The sequence below is a fragment of the Silicimonas lutimaris genome (assembly GCF_047314965.1).
Lineage (GTDB): Bacteria > Pseudomonadota > Alphaproteobacteria > Rhodobacterales > Rhodobacteraceae > JAVJUV01.
On record NZ_JBLBVK010000029.1, the window covers coordinates 1 to 17,847 of the forward strand.

Consider the following 17,847-nt stretch of genomic DNA (forward strand, 5'->3'; position numbering starts at 1 on the left):
CCTGCTCTGGCGCGCGCAATGCTGGCTTTCGCGGATCCCGGCTTCAGAACCGAACTCAATCAGCCCTATTCCGCAGCCGATGGCGTCACCCACACGCTGGCGAGACATGCCACGGCGCGCGGACTGCGCAATGTCATGATCGAAGTCCGAAACGATCTGCTGTCCGATGCGTCCCAGGTGACGTGCATGGCGGAAAACCTCCAGCACATGCTGTCCGCAGCTCTCGCCGAGGGAGCCGACGCAGCATGACCGGAGCGATGAAGGCATATGTTCGCATCGTCGACCGCATGAACCGCTGGATCGGACGGATCGTCATGTACGGCATCTTTGTCATGATGGCCATTCTGCTGTGGTCGACCTTCACGAAAGTCGGAAGCGACCTCGGCTTCGGGATCAACCCATCCCTCTGGACCCTCGAAATGGCCCAGTTCGCAATGGTGGCCTATTACATGCTCGGCGGCCCCTACTCGATCCAGATGGGATCGAACGTTCGGATGGACCTGCTCTACGGAACCTGGTCCGACAGTCGCAAGGCACAGGTTGATGCCATGAGCGTGCTGTTCCTGATCGTGTATCTCGCATTCCTGCTCTGGGGCGGCTGGGACAGCTTGATGTATTCCTTCCAGTACGGTGGCGAGCGCAGTTCTTCCGCGTGGCGGCCCTATCTCTGGCCAGTCAAGACGATCATGGTGATCGGCATCTTTCTGATGCTGCTCCAGGCGATCAGCGAGTTGTTCAAGGACATCCTTCGCACGATGGGCCACGATATGGGAGCAAAGGACATAGACTTGACGAACACCGCTCCCGGGGAGGATGCCGCATGAGCTACGAGGCCATCGCGCTCCTCATGTTCTCGTCGATGATGCTGATGCTGCTGACGGGTCAGCGCGTCTTCGGTGCGATCGGCTTTGTCGCGGTCGTCTCGGCCTTCTTCCTCTGGGGCGATCGCGGCGGATACGACCTCGGCTTCGCAGCAGCGATCAAGGTCATGAAGTGGTATCCGCTTCTGACGCTGCCGATGTTCATCTTCATGGGCTACGTGATGAGCGAAAGTCGCATCGCGGACGATCTCTACAAGATGTTCCACGTCTGGATGGGCGGCTTGTCGGGCGGCCTCGCGGTCGGCACGATCGGGTTAATGGTGCTTATCTCCGCAATGAACGGCCTGTCTGTCGCGGGCATGGCAATCGGAGCAACAATCGCCCTGCCCGAACTTCTGAAGCGAGGCTATGACAAGCGCATGGTGACCGGGGTAATCCAGGCCGGTTCCTCGCTCGGCATCCTCGTGCCGCCTTCGGTCGTGCTCGTCCTCTATGCCATGATCGCGCGCCAGCCCGTCGGTCAGCTCTGGCTCGCAGGCGTTCTGCCCGGCCTGATGATGGCGGGTCTTTTCATCCTCTACATCGTCATTCGCTGCAAACTGAACCCTTCCCTGGGTCCGATCTTGCCGAAAGAAGAGCGCAATATTCCCATGCGCGAGAAGCTGCGGCTGCTGTCCGCCGGCCTCCTCCCTCTGTTCATCTTCTTCGCCATGATGGTCCCCTTCGTGAAGGGCTGGACATCGCTGGTCGAATCCTCCGCGGTCGGCGCCATCGCGGCCTTCATGGCAGCGGTCCTGAAAGGTCGCATGACATGGCACGTGTTCGAAATCGCGGTCCGCAAGACACTCGGCATAACCTGCATGTTCATGTGGATCATCCTGGCCGCGCTTGCCTTCGGCGCAGTGTTCGACGGGCTGGGCGCAGTCAAGGCGATCGAGGGACTGTTCACCGAGAAGCTGGGCCTGTCGCCCTGGGTCATCCTGATCCTGATGCAGCTGTCCTTCATCCTGCTCGGCACCTTCCTCGACGACACCGCAATGCTGGTAATCGTCGCGCCGCTCTACGTGCCGCTCGTCGGCGCGCTTGGCTTCGACCTCATCTGGTACGGCGTTCTCTACACGATCACCTGCCAGATCGCTTACATGACGCCGCCCTTCGGCTATAATCTGTTCCTGATGCGCGCGATGGCGCCGCCCGAAGTCACCCTGGGCGATATCTATCGCTCGATCACGCCTTTCGTACTCGTCATGGGACTGGCCCTTGCCCTTGTGATGGTATTCCCGAACATCGCGCTGTGGCTTCCCAACTACGTCTACGGAAACTGAAATTGAAAAAAGAGACTCCGGCAGCGGAGCGAAGCACCCAACTCAAGGAGAGAAAGATGACCTCGAGACGCAGATTCCTCACCACCGCGGGCATTGGCGGTGCCGCCGCACTCGCCAGCCCTGCAATCGTCAAGGCTCAGGCGCCGATCAAATGGCGCTTCCAGACCTATGCTGGCGGCGCTTTGGGCGAGCACGTGACCAAGCCTGCCATCGATTATATCAATGCCAACGCGAACGGCGAGATGGAGATCGAACTGTTCTACGCCGACCAGATCGTCCCCACCGGCGAACTGTTCCAGGCGCTTCAGCGCGGCACCATCGACGGCGTGCACTCGGACGACGACTCGATGGCCTCGCCGACCGCAACGCGCCAGTTCGGCGGGTATTTCCCCTTTGCAACCAAGCACATCCTCGACGTGCCCGTGCTCTTCAACCAGTACGGACTGGCCGACATCTGGCGCGACGAGTACGCGAAGGTTGGTGTTCAGTGGCTCTCGGCTGCTGGTCAGGACCCCTGCAACTTCAACACCAAGAAGGAAATCACCTCGGTCGCCGACCTCGACGGCCTGAAGCTCTACACCTTCCCGACTGCCGGCCGCTTCCTGGCGCAATTCGGTGTCGTGCCGGTGAACATCCCCTACGAAGATGCCGAAGTCGCGGTGCAGACCGGCGAGCTTGACGGCATGGCATGGTCGGGCATCACCGAAGACTACACGGTCGGCTGGGCGAACGTCACCGACTACTTCCTGACCAACAACATCTCAGGCGCATGGATCGGCTCCTGGTTCGCAAACCAGGAACGCTGGGCGGAACTGCCGGATCACCTGAAATCGGTGGTCATGGCAGGCATCGAGGCCGGTCACACCTACCGGAACCAGTGGTACTGGGGTGGCGAGGCCGCGCTGCGCGCGAACGGCGACAAGCTCGAACTTCGCTCGGTGCCCCCGGGAGAATGGGCCGAGGTCGAAAATGCCGCCAAGGTGTTCTGGGACGAGATTGCGCAGGAAGGCGAAGTGCATCAGAAGATCATCGGAATCTTCCGCGAATACAACTCGGTCATCAACCAGGCCGGGGTTCCCTATAACTTCGAATAGGGCAAGAGACTCGGGGTGGCGCCAGATGCGGCGCCACTCCGCCAATGGTGAAGGACCGAAGACATGACCGCCAATCTCACGTTCGACGCACTGAAGGATCTCGCCGCAGCAGGCGAAATTGATACCGTCCTCGTCTGCATGATCGACATGCAGGGACGCCTTATGGGCAAGCGCTTCCACGTTTCCAATTTTCTCGAGTCCGCCCACGAGGAAACGCATTGCTGCAACTATCTCTTCGCCACCGATATCGAGATGGCAACACCCGACGGCTACGCGTCGACGAGCTGGGAAAAGGGATACGGCGACTATGTGATGAAACCGGACCTGTCCACGCTTCGCCGCATTCCGTGGCTTGAAGGCACGGCGCTGGTCATCTGCGACATCATCGACCACCACACGCACAAACCGGTCCCGCACACTCCGCGCCAGATCCTGAAGGATCAGGTGGCACGGGCCAAGGCCATGGGCTTCACGCCAATGATGGCGACCGAGCTGGAATTTTTCCTGTTCGAACAATCATACACCGATGCCCGCAAGAATGGCTTCCGCGATCTCGCGCCGCTGGCCGGCTACAATGCCGACTACTCGATCCAGCTGACGACCAAGGAAGAATACGTCATGCGCCCGATCCGCAATCTGCTGGTCGAGGCAGGCGTTCCAGTCGAAAACACCAAGGGTGAGGCAGAGACCGGCCAGGAAGAACTCAACATCCGCTACGCGGACGCGGTTCTCTGCTGCGATTATCACACGCTGGCCAAGCACGCGATCAAGGATATCGCGGCCCAGCACGGACATTCGGCGACGTTCCTGCCCAAGTGGCACCACAAGAAGGTCGGCAGCGCCGCGCACATCCATCAGTCACTAATCAAGGGAGATTCGCCTGCGTTTTACGATGCGGACGCTGACCTGACGATGTCCGACACGATGAAATCCTATGTCGCGGGCCTGCTGAAGTACTCCACCGACATCACGTTCTTCCTCGCGCCATACGTGAACAGCTACAAGCGCTTCCTGCCCGGCACATTTGCTCCTACCAAGATCGCGTGGAGCATCGACAACCGTACCGCATGTTATCGCCTCGTCGGCGACGGCACCAAGGGCGTGCGTATCGAGTGCAGGACGCCCGGTTCCGATATCAACCCGTACCTCGCCTGCGCGGCTCAGCTCGCGGCCGGCCTCTCGGGTATCGAGGAAGGGCTCTCGCTTGCACCTCCGGTCACGGGCGATGTTTACAAGATGGGCGGTATTCCCACCCTGCCCCACACGCTTCGCGACGCCACCGAAACGCTTCGAAACTCGGCCATGCTGCGCCGGACTATGGGTGATTGGGTGGTCGATCACTACACCCGCGCGGCAGAGATCGAGCAGGAAGCATTCGACGCCGTTGTTACCGATTGGGAAATCGCCAGGGGCTTTGAAAGGGCCTGAACCATGCCAAGTATCGATCTCATCTCACCGATCGACGGATCGGTGTATCTCACGCGTGAAACAATGCCGCGCGAGGTCGCCTTCGAAGCGGCTCGGAAATCCCGCCTTGCACAGGAACGCTGGCGGAATCGCCCGCTGCAGGAGCGGATCGATCTTGTTCTTAAAGCGAACGAGATCATTGGCCGGACGACCGACCGTATGGCGGTCGAACTGGCTCACCAGATGGGGCGCCCTGTCCGTTACGGCGGCGAATACGGGGGCTTCAACGAGCGTGTCACCTACATGGCCGGGATTGCCGGCGAATGCCTCGCGCCCGATGTCATAGAGGACAGCGACACCTTCAATCGTATGATCAAGCGCGTGCCGTGGGGCGTCGTGCTTGTTGTCGCGCCATGGAACTATCCCTACATGACCGCGATCAACACGATCGCCCCCGCTCTCATCGCCGGCAACACGGTGATCCTGAAACATGCCAGTCAGACCCTTCAGGTCGGCGAAAGGCTGGCCGAGGCCTTCCACGAAGCCGGCGTTCCGCACGACGTGTTCCAAAACGTGGTGATCGATCACGACACCACCAACGCTCTGATCGCCGAACGCGCCGTCGATTTCGTGAACTTCACCGGCTCCGTCGGCGGCGGCCAGGCGATGGAACGCGCGGCGGCCGGCACTTTCATCCCCGTCTCCACTGAACTCGGCGGCAAGGATCCAGGCTACGTCCGCGCCGATGCCGACCTCGACGCCGCCGTCGATACCTTGATGGATGGCGCCATGTTCAACGCGGGCCAGTGCTGCTGTGGAATCGAGCGGATTTACGTTCAACAGTCACTGTTCCAGCCCTTCGTCGAGAAGTCCGTCGCCTGGGTGAATGCCCAGAAACTCGGCAACCCTCTCGACCACGAAACAACTCTCGGCCCTATGGCGAACATCCGATTCGCGCGCGAAGTCCGGGCCCAGATTTCCGAAGCGCTGGCCGACGGGGCGAAAGCGCATATCGCGCAGATGACCGCTGACGACGGCCAAGGCACCTATGTCACTCCTCAGATCCTGACGAACGTCACGCACGACATGCGCGTCATGCGCGACGAAAGCTTCGGCCCCGTGGTCGGCATCATGCCCGTCGCCGATGATGCCGAAGCGGTTCGCCTGATGAATGACAGCCGGTTCGGGCTCACCGCCTCGATCTGGACCCAGGACCGGGATGCTGCGGAACGGATTGGTGACCTGATCGAGACCGGCACCGTCTTCATGAACCGCTGCGACTATCTCGACCCCGCGCTCTGCTGGACCGGCTGCAAGGACACCGGCCGTGGCGCAGGTCTTTCGAAACTCGCATATCAGGCTCTAACAAGGCCAAAATCCTATCATCTGAGGAATATCTGACATGGGACTCACCGCCAACTGGTCCTACCCCACCGCTGTCCGTTTCGGCGCTGGCCGCATATCCGAGATCGGCGGCGCCTGCATGGCCGCTGGCATCAAGCGCCCGCTTCTGGTCACCGACCGCGGCCTGGCATCGATGGAGATCACCTCGCGCACGCTCGATATCCTGGAAGGCGAAGGCCTGGGGCGCGCGATCTTCTTCGAAGTCGACGCCAACCCGACAGACCTCAACCTCTACGAAGGCCTGCGCGTCTATCGCTCCGGCGGTTTCGACGGCGTTATCGCCTTCGGCGGCGGTTCCGGTCTCGACCTCGCCAAGACCATCGCCTTCATGGCTGGCCAGACGCGCCCCTTGTGGGATTTCGAGGACATCGGTGATTGGTGGACTCGCGCAGATCCGGCCGGCATCCATCCGATTGTCGCTGTTCCCACGACCGCCGGCACCGGTTCCGAGGTCGGACGCGCATCTGTGATCACAAATTCGGAAACCCACGAGAAGAAGATCATCTTCCATCCGAAGATGCTTCCTTCCGTGGTGATCTGCGACCCCGAACTGACCGTGGGCATGCCGAAATTCATCACCGCCGGTACCGGCCTCGACGCCTTCGCGCATTGCGTCGAAGCCTACTCCAGCCCACACTACCACCCGATGAGCCAAGGCATAGCGCTCGAAGGCATGCGGTTGGTGAAAGATTACCTTCCCCGCGCCTATGCTGACGGCACCGATATCGAGGCCCGTGCCCAGATGATGAGCGCGGCGGCCATGGGCGCCACGGCCTTCCAGAAAGGCCTTGGCGCTATCCATGCGCTGTCCCATCCCATCGGCGCCCACCACCATACGCACCACGGCACCACCAACGCCGTCTGCATGCCCGAAGTGCTGAAGTTCAACGCTGACGCCATCCGCAGCCGCTTCGACATGGCCGCAGCCTACATGGGTATCGAAGGCGGCTTCGACGGCTTCCGGGCGTTCGTGGACAATCTGAATGACAGCATGGGCATTCCGAAAACCCTCACTGCCCTTGGCGTCAAGGACCCCGATCTGGACCGTCTGGTCGCCGACGCGCTGAGGGATCCGTCCACCGGCGGAAACCCCGTTGAAATGACCGAAGCGAACACAAGGGCGCTGTTCGAAGCGATTCTCTGAGGCGAAATCCTACCGTCTATTAAAGGCTGCGGGCGCCCTTGCCATACGTTTTGCCGACGCCTTGCAGACGGAGGGCCGACCGGGCGCCATATCGCCAGAGAAAACATAAAACGTTTTTTCTTCAAATACTTAGGGCGTAACCCGTGGGTTACGCCCTGCCTTTCCCCCCGGTAACCCACGGGTTACCCGCCTTTCAAAACCCTGTCGAACGCGCGGATCGCTTCTTCAAGCCGGTCCCTCGGTACACCGGTGAAATCAAGGTCCGCCTTGATCCGGCATTCGCCGTCCCGCGCAGTAATTTTCATGTCCGCCACCCTGCACTCGTATTTCTCCCGCCGCGCCACGGGCTTGGTCGCAGCCTCACCTGCCCCGCTCGCGTAACGCTCCAGAGCCGCGCGCTGCGCCTCGGCCGACCCGGCCTGGCGCAGCACGCGCGCCAATCCTCCAACGTCACCCTCGCGCTGCATCCTGCGCACAACCTCAACACCAAGGTTCCGTGGCACCGCCTTTGGCCAGCGCAGCGCATCGCCCAGCTCGCCAAGCAATGTCACGAACGATCTGATATACGACCGCTTCATCTTGTGCAGAGACCCGTACAACCGGTTCACCAGAACATCGGTGTCTCGCTCCTCGACCGACGGATCAGCTGCCGCTTCAAGAACAACCTGCGCCATTTCGGCAAAGGTCAGATCCTCCCGCACGACATTCTCTTCCACCATGTCGATGTAGCGCTCCAGACGCTCCGCGGCGCTATCATCGATGCGCGCCACGACCGTTCCGAAAGCCTCGTCGCCGGTCTCGTCCAGAAGCTGCCGCAGCGCCGTCAGGCGCCTCCAGCCCTTCTTCAGCTGCAACACTCCATCCGCGTCCCGGAACACCTCTACGGGCTCCTTCTGGCCGCGCGCACGGATCGAGGACTTCAACTCCTCCATCTCATCAGCCAGCGCCACCGCCTCAAGATCGATCCGATCCCGCGGCAGCGCGCTGGTAGAGATCTCGCCCAGAGGAATTCGGACAAGCACCCTGCCCTCGGCCTGCGCGTCCCGGAACGCCTTTGCATCCTCGGCATTCTTCCGGCGCTGTTCGACCTTCGCTTCGGTCGAAGCATGAAGATCGTCAGCCGCCTCGCGCACGGCTGCGCCCATCGGCCCTACCGATCGCTCCCGGCGCATGCCGCCGACCGGTGCAAGAGGCTCGATCCCGAACTTGTTCTTCTTTGTCATGCTCTCACTCCTTGCTGGCCGCCCAGGCTTTCAGAACCGTGCCCTTGAACTCTTCGTAGGCACGATCGAACGACGCTCTGGCGCGCTTCCAGGTCTCGCGCGTCATCTGGCGATAGTCCTGCTCGTAGACGCTCATCTGGAACCGCCCCGACTGCTCCACGGCCCGTGTCATCTCGATCGGATTCTGGCAGACATCAGCGCCAAAGACATTCCGGAAGGCATCCATCATCGCCTGATGCAAAGTGTTGGTCGCCTCGTACCGCGTCATCAGAACGCGGATATCGGCGTAGGTCTTGGGCAGCTTCAGACCGGCATCCTTCGCCAGCGGCCCAAAGCCCTCGGCGATATCTTCCATCGCGTCCCCAAGCTGCCCCAGATAGCTGGTGGTCGAGTCATATTCCCAATACCCGGGGCCCGATGGAATATAGAGGATATCCGCGGCAAAGGCCGCGTTCAGCGACTGATAGCCGATGGCCGGAGGACAGTCGAAAATGATCAGGTCGTACTGATCGTCCGGAAGCTCATCCAGGTACCGCGAAACGCAACCGAAAAAGCTCCAGGCCTTGTGCAGCGACCGATACTGCGCACTCGCGAACTCCACGAAGGCCGCGTTGGCGCAAGACGGGATCAGGTCGATCGTCGGCCAGCAGGTCTCGACAATGAAATCCTGTGCGCGCATCGACCCGATCGATTGCACGTCCTGCGGCAACTCGTCGGCGGCCGGGTAGGGGCAGTCCTCGGGATCGTCATAAGTCTCCATAATCCGGTCAGCCTCTCGGCACAGATCGCGGCACATTATGCCCCAGACGGTATTCCACTCCTTCACCTCGACCAGGCCCATGGAGTGGGTCAGCGTCGCCTGCGGATCGAAATCGATACACAGAACCCGGTATCCGTCCAGCGCTGCCGCATTTGCCAGATGCTGCGCCACAACCGTCTTGCCAACGCCGCCCTTGAAGTTGCTCACCGCGACCCGCATGGCCCGTCCCTTGGGACGAACAGGCAACAGAGATTTTCCCCGAAACCGCAGCCGCCGGCGCAGCTCATTGATCTCCTCAAGGCGGAACCAACGCTGCCGCCCATCCTCTTCGACCTCACCCTGGGGCAGGGTAGGGTCATCCGCCAGCTTCTTCCGCAACGTGTCCGCAGGCACGCCAAACATGAAGGTCGAAATTTCCCAGATCGAAAACGGCCTCAGCGCCTTGACTTCACCGGGATCGAAGGTGGCTTTGCGAACCGCTGCCTGCTGTGCCAGGCTACGCTCATTCATGTCCTGAAGGTCGGAATAGTCTCTCATGCCTCGAAGTCTCGCGTTTTTTATTCTGACTTTTCTAATAACGGGATTTTCGGGTTTCTGCAAAACCAGATTTTTCACGCGCTCACCGCGTTTGTTTTTTTGGAAGAAACCAAAATAAGGTGACACAGGATGTCACCTTGTCGCAAATATGGTGTCACGGAGTCGACTTTTGCGTGACTCTCAAAGAGTCACCCTTCACCTGAATACCAGATTCGATTTTTAGTTTCATTTTTCCCGTATTTTCCTCTCACTTGACAGATTACGGGAGATCATGCCTACCTGAGGTCACAAAAGAATCGGTCCAACAGAGATCGGACAACTGAGGCAAAGCATGGTTCAGGAATGGAAAATAGGCGGATTACCGGCTCTGGTTCGGGCGCGGTCAAGTATGACATACTCACGGCTCTGGCGGTGTCGGGCCTGAACGGAAGCGCCCGGGATCAGCTGTCCATGTCCCGCCTCTCGGTTCTTATCACCGCACGCTACAACTGGCGAACCAATGAACTTAGTATGGGCCAGCGCGAAATGGGCGGTCTTTGGGGTGTCGGCGAACGCACCGTGAAGCGAGAGGTCAAGCACTGGCTGGACACCGGTATCCTGATCTGCCGACGCACCGGCGTTCGGGGTAGGGTGGCCGCATACAGCCTGAACCTGCCTCGAATTTGCGAGATAACCGAACCATTCTGGGATCTCGTGGGAACTGACTTCAGCGAACGCATGCACAGTCTGAAACCCGGCGGTGATCGGGTCATCCGTCTCGACACGGTTCGGGCTACAATGGTGCAGCCAGAGGATATGTCCGGCTGGGCCGCAGTCCGCCAGCAGCTGGCCCACCTTTTTCCCGCTCAGTTCGAGGCCTGGATAGCCCCGATCATCGCCAAGGACGACGGGGAGCGGCTTGTCCTTGAAGCCAAAAGCGCCTTCGCCGCAGAGTATATCAAAACCCACTTCGGCCGCGATATCGTGGACGCCATTGCAGCCGAATGGCAAACGCCCCGCGAAGTCGTACTACGCGGCCCAGCCAACTCGGTCGGCAGAGTTTGATTTCAGTCCCACTTCGGTGCCCAGGCAATACGGTCGGCATCGACGATGCGATAGTTACGACGGACTGCAAGACTGTCGATCATCGCCATTTCCACGTTAGACAGCGAGAAATTCATGATGTCGAAATTCGCGGCCTGGTTTGCGGGCTTTGTCGACATTGTGACAGGCGCGACCCCCTTCTGAAGCAGCCAGCGCAGCGCCACCTGCGCCGCCGACTTCCCATTCAACGCCCCGATCTCCTCCAGCAAGGATTCTTCAAACACTTTGCCTTTAGCCACCGAACAATAGGCCGAAAGGGGAACTCCCATGGCGCTGGCGCCACTCAAAAGCCTGCTTTGATCCAGCAAGGGATGGAATTCTACCTGATTGACAGCAACCGGTGCATCAAGGCGGTCCTTCGCGGTCCGCAGCATGTCGAGATTGAAGTTGGAAACCCCAACTTCTCGGCAAAACCCCCTTTGAAGACACTGATTCAGCAAATCCAGCGGCCCTTCGACGGCTCCACCAACAGGGGGCCAGTGCAGCAGCAGGATATCGACCTCGTCAACGCCAAGCGCCTCCAGGCTCCGCTCCACGGAAGGCAGGAAGTCCGATCGGGAATAGTTATCCGGGTGGACCTTTGTCTGGATCAGCAATTCGTTCCGGCCAAGACCCGTCTCCCGAAGCGCCTGGCCGACTTCCGCTTCGTTGCCGTACATCTGCGCTGTATCGAAGGCGCGATAGCCCACCTCGGCGGCGGACAAAATCGCATCGCGGGCCTGATCGCCCTTGAGCGGCCACGTCCCGAACAATCTCTGGTTAGCGCCTTGAAAAAGTCTGCTCATAAGGGGACACCTCTTTCCAGATTCACACGAAACTCTAGACGAGGCACACCGGATGATCGACCCCGACGATCGCGCATTTCTGACGTCTCTATTCGATGCGGCCGTTCGCGCCGCGGATCCGCTGGAAGCCCTTCGCGCAAATCTGCCTGCTAAGCCGGCGGGCAAGACGGTTGTTGTTGGGGCAGGGAAGGGGGCCGCACAAATGGCGGCTGCCTTCGAACAACTCTGGGGCGAACCGATCGAAGGGGTGGTTGTCACGCGTTACGGATATGCGTGCGAGACCAGACACGTCAGGGTTCTTGAGGCGTCGCATCCTATCCCGGATACAGCAGGCCTCGACGCGACACAGGCGCTGTTCGATGCGGTCTCCGGCCTTGGCGAGGACGATCTGGTCGTTGCGCTTGTCTGCGGTGGCGGCTCCGCCCTTCTACCGGCGCCTCCCAAGGGTCTGACGCTTGAAGACGAACAGGCACTAAACAAGGCTCTTCTGGCCTCTGGCGCGCCCATTTCCGTGATGAATGCCATTCGAAAACAGGTCAGCCGCATCAAGGGGGGACGGCTTGCCGCGGCAGCCTATCCGGCCCGTGTCCTGAGCTTCGTCGTCTCAGACGTGCCGGGCGACGATCCGGCTCAGGTTGCGTCCGGTCCGACGGTGCCCGACAGGGTAACCCGCGAACAGGCGATGGCACTGGTATCGGCCTATGGCATTGCCTTGCCAGTCCGGATCAAGGACTGGCTCGCCGGGTCTGCGGATGAAGCCCCGCAACCTGAGGATCCCGCTTTCGCAAGGAATGAAGTGCGCGTCATCGCATCGGCATCCTTGTCTCTTGAGGCCGCCGCCAAGGTTGCGGAAACCGCCGGAGTCCCGGCGGTCATTCTGTCCGACGCCATCGAGGGAGAAGCCCGGGATGTTGGTTTGGTCCATGCTGCCATTGCCCGCGAAGTGGCGCTCCGCAATCGACCCTTTTCCAAGCCCGTGGTCATCCTGTCCGGCGGGGAGACAACTGTGACGATCCGGCACGAAGGCGGCAAGGGCGGACGCAATACCGAGTTTCTTCTTTCGCTGGCAGGCGGGACCGAAGGGCTGGAGGTATCGGCACTGGCAGCCGATACCGACGGAATTGACGGGTCGGAAGATAACGCCGGCGCATTTGCCGATGGCTCCAGTTGGCGGAGGATGCGGGGCAGGGGCATCGACCCTGCCGCGATACTTTCAGGACATGATGCCTGGAGTGCGTTCAAGGCGGTTGACGACCTGTTTGTACCGGGTCCTACAGGTACGAATGTGAACGATTTTCGCGCGATTCTCCTGAAATAGAGACTAAGCGGCGGGCAGGAAGCCTGTGATGAGCTGTCGCAGGCCAATGGCCGCCCCCGCAAAGACGGCGGCCATCGTGACCGGGGCCGAAAACGCCAGGACTGAGAAGGCCGACAAGCCCTGTCCCACGGTGCAGCCAAGCGCCACGACGGCCCCTGTTCCCATCAGAACTGCACCGGTGATCTGACGCCGCAATTCGCGCGGGTCTTCACAGGCTTCCCAACGGAAATGGCCCTTCAGCAAACTGCCGATAAACGCGCCGGCCAGCACACCCACAACGGAGCCGATGCCGAATGACAAGCTGCGCCCGGACGATGTCATGACATAGAGCATCGTCTCGCCGAGTGGCCTCGAGAAGGTGTGCGAGACGACTGGCAGGGCCGCGAACCCATGTGCGGCGACCCATGCGGTCCCCACCCAGCCACTCACGATCGCAACGCCCACGACGGCACCCCAGAAGATCATGGCCGGGCTATTGCGCATCTGGCGCGCGGCAAGTGCAATCGCGATGAAAAGTGTTCCGATCAGCAACGCGGGAACCGTGGGCGACATGCTCAACTGGTCGCCGAGCAAATGCGCAATACCCGGAAGACTCCCTGTCGAGGGAGAGGTTGGGAAGACTGCGACGCGGAGATAGGCGAGCGGGCCGGAAAGAACCGCGAACGACGAAAGACCCATCACCAAGACGATGACGAACGACCGCAGATCTCCGCCGCCGAACCGGGCAAGCGCGCCGAACCCGCAGTTACCGGCAAGTGCCATTCCATAACCGAAAAGTAGTCCGCCAATGATGCTGGCGGCAGGGCTCCAGGATTGCATCAGGTAGAGAGTGTTCTCTGCAGGAAGCAGGCCGAGGCTCATCGCGGTGAAGCTTCCGATGATGGCCACGCCGATGGCCACCCCCCACATGCGCAAGCGGCGGGTGTCGTTTGCGTAAAGGGCGTCTTCTATCGCGCCGAGTGTGCAGAATCGCCCCAAACGGGCCGCCAGCCCCAAAAGAAGCCCGCCCGCCAGCCCGACAAGGGCTACAGCCGTTGGTTCCCCTAGAAATTCCAGCATGCTCGTGCCCCTCCCAAAGCGCGGATGCTGCGTTCTGCCAAGGTTTTCCCTAGTTTTTGCAAAACAGATCGTAGACGACGTCGATGATACGGGTTGGCCGCTCGTCCGCTAGTGAATAATAAATGGTCTTTCCGTCGCGACGCGGCGTCACCAGTCCTTCGAGGCGAAGACGAGAAAGCTGCTGCGACACAGCCGCCTGTCTCGCCGAAAGAAGCTCTTCCAGTTCCGTGACCGATTTTTCGCCCGAGGCAAGGTGACAAAGGATCATCAGCCGGCCTTCATGGCTAATCGCTTTGAGAAAATTCGCGGCGGTCTGGGCGTTGTCGATCATCTTGTCCAGATCTTCCGGGCATGTGTCGCGCGTGATCCGCGGAAGCGATTTAGGTTCGTAGCCGCCTTGTTCATCCAGACTTGTCATGATCGATCCCGGCCTCCTTCAGCATCCTTCCAAGCAGCCCCCAAAAAAAATCTTCTCCGGGATAGCCTTCGATTCGAGAAACTTCTCGGCCCTTGTCAACAAGAATGAAGGTCGGCGTGTATGTGATCCGACCGGTCAGAACGACATCCTCCGGCAAATTACCGTGAATATCCACTTTCCGCAAAGGTGCGACCCGACCCTCAGGCGTCTTCGGATAGATCGGTGCGATTTGCCGATCCCACATGGCGCACCATATGCATCCGGCCTCTTCTGCCATGATCAGGAATGTCTCGGCGCGCGCCGGCGTCGTCGCAAGGCAAACCATGCCGGCGGTCACCAACGCGGATAGTCCGCGATACAGCATCGATTGACGTTTCATAAAGACTCAACATAATTTGAATATGTGAATTTTTCAAGCATGGAGAAAGGGTCGGGCTGTGTTTGATGTGTCCCTCGGCGGAGCCCTTTTGGCCGGGCTGTTATCGTTCCTTTCGCCATGCGTCCTCCCCATGGTGCCTTTCTATTTGTCGTACCTCGCGGGCTCATCTGTCCATATGGCTGGTGACGGACCGGTGCCGGCTGCCGTGCGCAATCGTGCGGTGCTGGCAGCGATCGCCTTCGCATTGGGTGTGACGACGATCTTCGTCGGGCTGGGCGCTGCCGCTACGACATTCGGTCAGCTCGTTCGTGAGTGGTTCGACGTGCTGCGTTGGATTGCGGCAGCAATCATCATCACCATGGGCCTGCACTTTCTTGGCGTGATCCGGATCGGGTTCCTGTACCGTCAGTTTCGCGCCGATGTCGGCTCGACGTCGAATGTGAGTATTCCGGGCGCCTATGTGATCGGACTGGCCTTTGCTTTCGGGTGGACGCCCTGTGTCGGACCGGTTCTCGCGGCAATTCTGTTCGTCGCCGGAGGCCAGGAAACCGTCGGTGAAGGCGTTCGGCTGCTCGTGGCGTATTCACTTGGCATGACGCTTCCCTTCGTTCTGGCGGCGGCCTTCATTCGTCCCTTTCTCAAGTGGATGTCCGGCTTTCGCCGGCACCTCGGACGCATCGAAAAGGCCATGGGGCTTTTGCTGATTCTCTTCGGTGTCCTCATTGCCACCGAAACGATCAACTGGATCGCCAACTGGATGGTGATGTACTGGCCGACGTTCGGATAATTGTCTGACATACAACTGTATTCATTTAATTGAATTTGTTGTTGCGTTACGCCCGTACTGTGCGCTACGGTATGCAAACTCGGGATCAGGGAGGACCCATGAAACATTTTATCGCTGCATCTGCGACCCTTGCCCTAGGTATCGGCGCGGCCGTCGCCGAGGAAGTCGCGCCCACTGCCGTATCATTCACTGATGGCGCAGTTTCGGCATCGCTTACCGGTATCGCCGGCGATCCAGACAACGGCCGCCAGGTCATGAATAAGGGAGCAGGCAACTGCGTTGCGTGTCACGAAGTGACGGCGCTGTCAGAGTTCCCGTTCCACGGCAATGTCGGTCCCAGCCTGGATGGCGTCGCGGACCGCTGGTCAGAAGAAGAGCTGCGGGGAATCGTCTCCAATGCGAAAGAGATGTTCCCGGATTCGGTCATGCCTTCTTTCTACAGGACAGAAGGTTTCGTTCGACCGGGCAAGGCGTTTACCGGAAAGGCGCTTGAAGGTCCGGTTGAGCCGCTCCTTACGGCGCAGCAAGTAGAGGATGTGGTCGCGTTTCTCTTGACGCTCAAGGAAAACTGATTGCGACCCCGAACGGAGGAAATGACTATGGAGCTTACACGACGCCAGACGTTGATCGTCGGTCTGGGTGCCGCAGCGGCCGCAGTATTGCCCATGCGCGCCATGGCGGCGATTGAGGATGATATCGCGGCCTTCACCGGCGGCGCAGCCGTTGGCGAAGGGGGCATCACGCTCAACGCCCCGGAAATCGCTGAAAACGGAAATACCGTTCCGATCTCGGTCAGCGCGCCTGGCGCTGTTTCGATCGCAGTTTATGCCGCCGGAAACCCCGTGCCGCCGGTCGCAACGTTCAATTTCGGACCGCTGGCTGCATCGCAGTCCGCGTCGACTCGTATCCGTCTTGCGCAAACGCAGGACGTAATCGCTGTTGCCAAGATGGCGGACGGTTCGTTCGTCCAGACCTCGGCAACGGTCAAGGTTACCATCGGCGGCTGCGGCGGCTGAGTAGAGGAGGAAGACACATGGCAGACGGAGTTAAGCCCCGCGTAAAAGTTCCAAAGTCGGCCTCTGCCGGCGAGGCGATCACGATCAAGACGTTGATCAGCCACCAAATGGAATCGGGCCAGCGTAAAGACAGCAGCGGCAACGTGATCCCGCGCTCGATCATCAACAGGTTCGTCGTCGATTTCAACGGCCAGAATGTTCTGGATGTGACGCTGGAGCCGGCGATTTCGACGAACCCGTACTTTGAGTTCGAGGCGATCGTGCCGGAATCCGGCGAGTTCACGTTCACTTGGTACGACGACGACGGTTCAGTTTACACCGATACCCAGTCGATCACTGTAGGCTGATTTCAGGAGACCATGCGCCCCGTCGGGTATCGGCGGGGCGATCCTAGGGAGGAAATAAATGAAGAGCACTTCGACAGGTCTCCTCAGCGCGTTTGCAATCGCTGCAGCACTTGGCAGCGCCGCAGTTGCTGGGCCGGACGAAGACAACCTTGTCGTCAATGGTGAAGTTGAGATGATCACCGAGGCGGCTGCGCCTGAGCACATGGAATACATCGATACGATCTATTCCGGCTGGCGCTTCCGGACGGATGATACGCAAGCTCTGCAGTTGGACGACTTCGACAACCCGGCGATGTTGGCCATCGACGCGGCGGCTGACGCCTATGCGACGGTCGAAGGCGAGGCTGGAGAAAGCTGTGCCTCGTGCCATGGCGATGTCGATAGCTTCGCTGGCCTTGCTTCGACGATGCCGAAGGTCATGGATGGCAAGCTCGTCGTGATGGAAGATCTGATCAACAACTGCCGCACCGAACGGATGAAGGCTGAGGCGCTCAGCTGGAACAGCCAGGAGCTGCAGGGAATGGTCGGACTGCTCAAGCTGCAGTCTCGAGGCTTGCCGATGAATGTAGCGATTGACGGCGATGCATCATCTTTCTGGGAGCAGGGCAAGGAGATGTACTATACGCGCTATGGCCAGCTCGAGCTGTCCTGCGCGAATTGCCACGAAGACAACTGGGGCAACATGATCCGGGCCGACCACTTGAGCCAAGGCCAGATCAACGGTTTCCCCGTCTATCGTCTGAAAGACGCCGCCTTGGTGTCTGTGCACAACCGCTTCCGGGGCTGCATTCGCGACACAATGGCTGAGACTTTCAGCGTAGGCACCGACGAATTCCGCGCTCTGGAGCTATACGTCGCTTCGCGCGGGAATGGCCTCTCGGTCGAAACCCCGGCGGTCCGACAGTAATCACGACCCCGCGCGGGATTTCCTCGCGCGGGG

At 60.1% G+C, this 17,847-nt stretch carries 19 protein-coding genes and 1 pseudogene; 14 read left to right on the forward strand and 6 right to left on the reverse strand.

The genetic code is table 11. The features are described 5' to 3' along the window. From ACKLNI_RS01980 to ACKLNI_RS02010, 7 genes and pseudogenes are all read left to right on the forward strand, one after another. A pseudogene (locus tag ACKLNI_RS01980) lies at positions 1–249 on the forward strand (N-formylglutamate amidohydrolase); the annotation flags it as partial. Beyond that, complete coding sequence (locus ACKLNI_RS01985) at positions 246–824, forward strand: TRAP transporter small permease subunit (protein WP_413717315.1); 579 nt, start codon at positions 246–248, stop codon at positions 822–824. The pseudogene ACKLNI_RS01980 and the gene ACKLNI_RS01985, both read left to right, overlap by 4 nt. Beyond that, positions 821–2,146 carry a TRAP transporter large permease gene (locus ACKLNI_RS01990; RefSeq protein WP_413717316.1) on the forward strand — a complete coding sequence of 442 codons (1,326 nt, stop codon included), beginning with the start codon at positions 821–823 and terminating at the stop codon, positions 2,144–2,146. Before ACKLNI_RS01985 ends, ACKLNI_RS01990 begins: the two co-directional genes overlap by 4 nt. A 56-nt stretch (positions 2,147–2,202) precedes the next feature. After that, positions 2,203–3,240 (forward strand): TRAP transporter substrate-binding protein, encoded by a 1,038-nt coding sequence (locus ACKLNI_RS01995; RefSeq protein ID WP_413717317.1) that lies wholly within the window; start codon positions 2,203–2,205, stop codon positions 3,238–3,240. Between the two features lie 63 nt (positions 3,241–3,303). Continuing rightward, positions 3,304–4,668: a glutamine synthetase family protein gene (locus ACKLNI_RS02000; protein ID WP_413717318.1), complete on the forward strand. Its 1,365-nt coding sequence runs from the start codon at positions 3,304–3,306 to the stop codon at positions 4,666–4,668. Positions 4,669–4,671: 3 nt separating this feature from the next. Then, complete coding sequence (locus tag ACKLNI_RS02005; RefSeq protein WP_413717319.1) at positions 4,672–6,048, forward strand: aldehyde dehydrogenase family protein; 1,377 nt, start codon at positions 4,672–4,674, stop codon at positions 6,046–6,048. Between the two features lies 1 nt (position 6,049). Further along, on the forward strand, positions 6,050–7,195 hold the full coding sequence (locus ACKLNI_RS02010) for an iron-containing alcohol dehydrogenase (protein ID WP_413717320.1): 1,146 nt from the start codon (positions 6,050–6,052) through the stop codon (positions 7,193–7,195). A gap of 182 nt (positions 7,196–7,377) precedes the next feature. Here ACKLNI_RS02010 and ACKLNI_RS02015 read toward each other — a convergent pair whose 3' ends face one another. Next, positions 7,378–8,418, reverse strand: a complete 1,041-nt coding sequence (locus ACKLNI_RS02015) for a ParB/RepB/Spo0J family partition protein (protein WP_413717321.1) — start codon at positions 8,416–8,418, stop codon at positions 7,378–7,380. 4 nt (positions 8,419–8,422) lie between these two features. Further along, positions 8,423–9,715 carry an AAA family ATPase gene (locus ACKLNI_RS02020; RefSeq protein ID WP_413717322.1) on the reverse strand — a complete coding sequence of 431 codons (1,293 nt, stop codon included), beginning with the start codon at positions 9,713–9,715 and terminating at the stop codon, positions 8,423–8,425. A gap of 342 nt (positions 9,716–10,057) precedes the next feature. Between ACKLNI_RS02020 and ACKLNI_RS02025 the strand changes: the two genes are divergently transcribed. Beyond that, on the forward strand, positions 10,058–10,759 hold the full coding sequence (locus ACKLNI_RS02025; protein WP_413717323.1) for a DnaA N-terminal domain-containing protein: 702 nt from the start codon (positions 10,058–10,060) through the stop codon (positions 10,757–10,759). Positions 10,760–10,761: 2 nt separating this feature from the next. Here the strand turns inward: ACKLNI_RS02025 and ACKLNI_RS02030 are convergent, their stop codons facing one another. Beyond that, on the reverse strand, positions 10,762–11,583 hold the full coding sequence (locus ACKLNI_RS02030) for an aldo/keto reductase (protein ID WP_413717324.1): 822 nt from the start codon (positions 11,581–11,583) through the stop codon (positions 10,762–10,764). A 52-nt stretch (positions 11,584–11,635) separates the two neighbouring features. Between ACKLNI_RS02030 and ACKLNI_RS02035 the strand changes: the two genes are divergently transcribed. Beyond that, positions 11,636–12,901: a glycerate kinase type-2 family protein gene (locus tag ACKLNI_RS02035; RefSeq protein ID WP_413717325.1), complete on the forward strand. Its 1,266-nt coding sequence runs from the start codon at positions 11,636–11,638 to the stop codon at positions 12,899–12,901. A 3-nt stretch (positions 12,902–12,904) separates the two neighbouring features. Here the strand turns inward: ACKLNI_RS02035 and ACKLNI_RS02040 are convergent, their stop codons facing one another. The 3 genes from ACKLNI_RS02040 to ACKLNI_RS02050 are packed head-to-tail and all read right to left on the reverse strand — an operon-like array spanning position 12,905 to position 14,757. Next, a complete protein-coding gene (locus ACKLNI_RS02040) occupies positions 12,905–13,960 on the reverse strand; it encodes a YeeE/YedE family protein (protein WP_413717326.1) in 1,056 nt (351 codons plus the stop codon). Positions 13,961–14,009: 49 nt separating this feature from the next. Then, positions 14,010–14,378, reverse strand: coding sequence for an ArsR/SmtB family transcription factor (locus tag ACKLNI_RS02045; protein ID WP_413717327.1), 369 nt, complete (start codon positions 14,376–14,378; stop codon positions 14,010–14,012). Next, positions 14,362–14,757 (reverse strand): hypothetical protein, encoded by a 396-nt coding sequence (locus ACKLNI_RS02050; protein WP_413717328.1) that lies wholly within the window; start codon positions 14,755–14,757, stop codon positions 14,362–14,364. Before ACKLNI_RS02050 ends, ACKLNI_RS02045 begins: the two co-directional genes overlap by 17 nt. Before the next feature lie 58 nt (positions 14,758–14,815). On the opposite strand from ACKLNI_RS02050, the gene ACKLNI_RS02055 reads away from it, so the two are divergent. The 5 genes from ACKLNI_RS02055 (at position 14,816) to soxA (ending at position 17,814) form a co-directional block, all read left to right on the forward strand. Then, positions 14,816–15,544, forward strand: a complete 729-nt coding sequence (locus ACKLNI_RS02055) for a cytochrome c biogenesis CcdA family protein (protein ID WP_413717329.1) — start codon at positions 14,816–14,818, stop codon at positions 15,542–15,544. A gap of 98 nt (positions 15,545–15,642) precedes the next feature. Then, positions 15,643–16,116: a sulfur oxidation c-type cytochrome SoxX gene (gene soxX / locus ACKLNI_RS02060; RefSeq protein WP_413717330.1), complete on the forward strand. Its 474-nt coding sequence runs from the start codon at positions 15,643–15,645 to the stop codon at positions 16,114–16,116. 27 nt (positions 16,117–16,143) lie between these two features. Beyond that, entirely contained in the window at positions 16,144–16,560 is a 417-nt protein-coding gene (gene soxY, locus ACKLNI_RS02065) for a thiosulfate oxidation carrier protein SoxY (protein WP_413717331.1), read from the forward strand. 17 nt (positions 16,561–16,577) lie between these two features. Continuing rightward, positions 16,578–16,907, forward strand: coding sequence for a thiosulfate oxidation carrier complex protein SoxZ (gene soxZ, locus ACKLNI_RS02070; RefSeq protein ID WP_413717332.1), 330 nt, complete (start codon positions 16,578–16,580; stop codon positions 16,905–16,907). A gap of 58 nt (positions 16,908–16,965) precedes the next feature. Then, entirely contained in the window at positions 16,966–17,814 is an 849-nt protein-coding gene (gene soxA, locus ACKLNI_RS02075) for a sulfur oxidation c-type cytochrome SoxA (protein WP_413717333.1), read from the forward strand. The last annotated feature ends 33 nt before the right edge of the window (positions 17,815–17,847 follow it).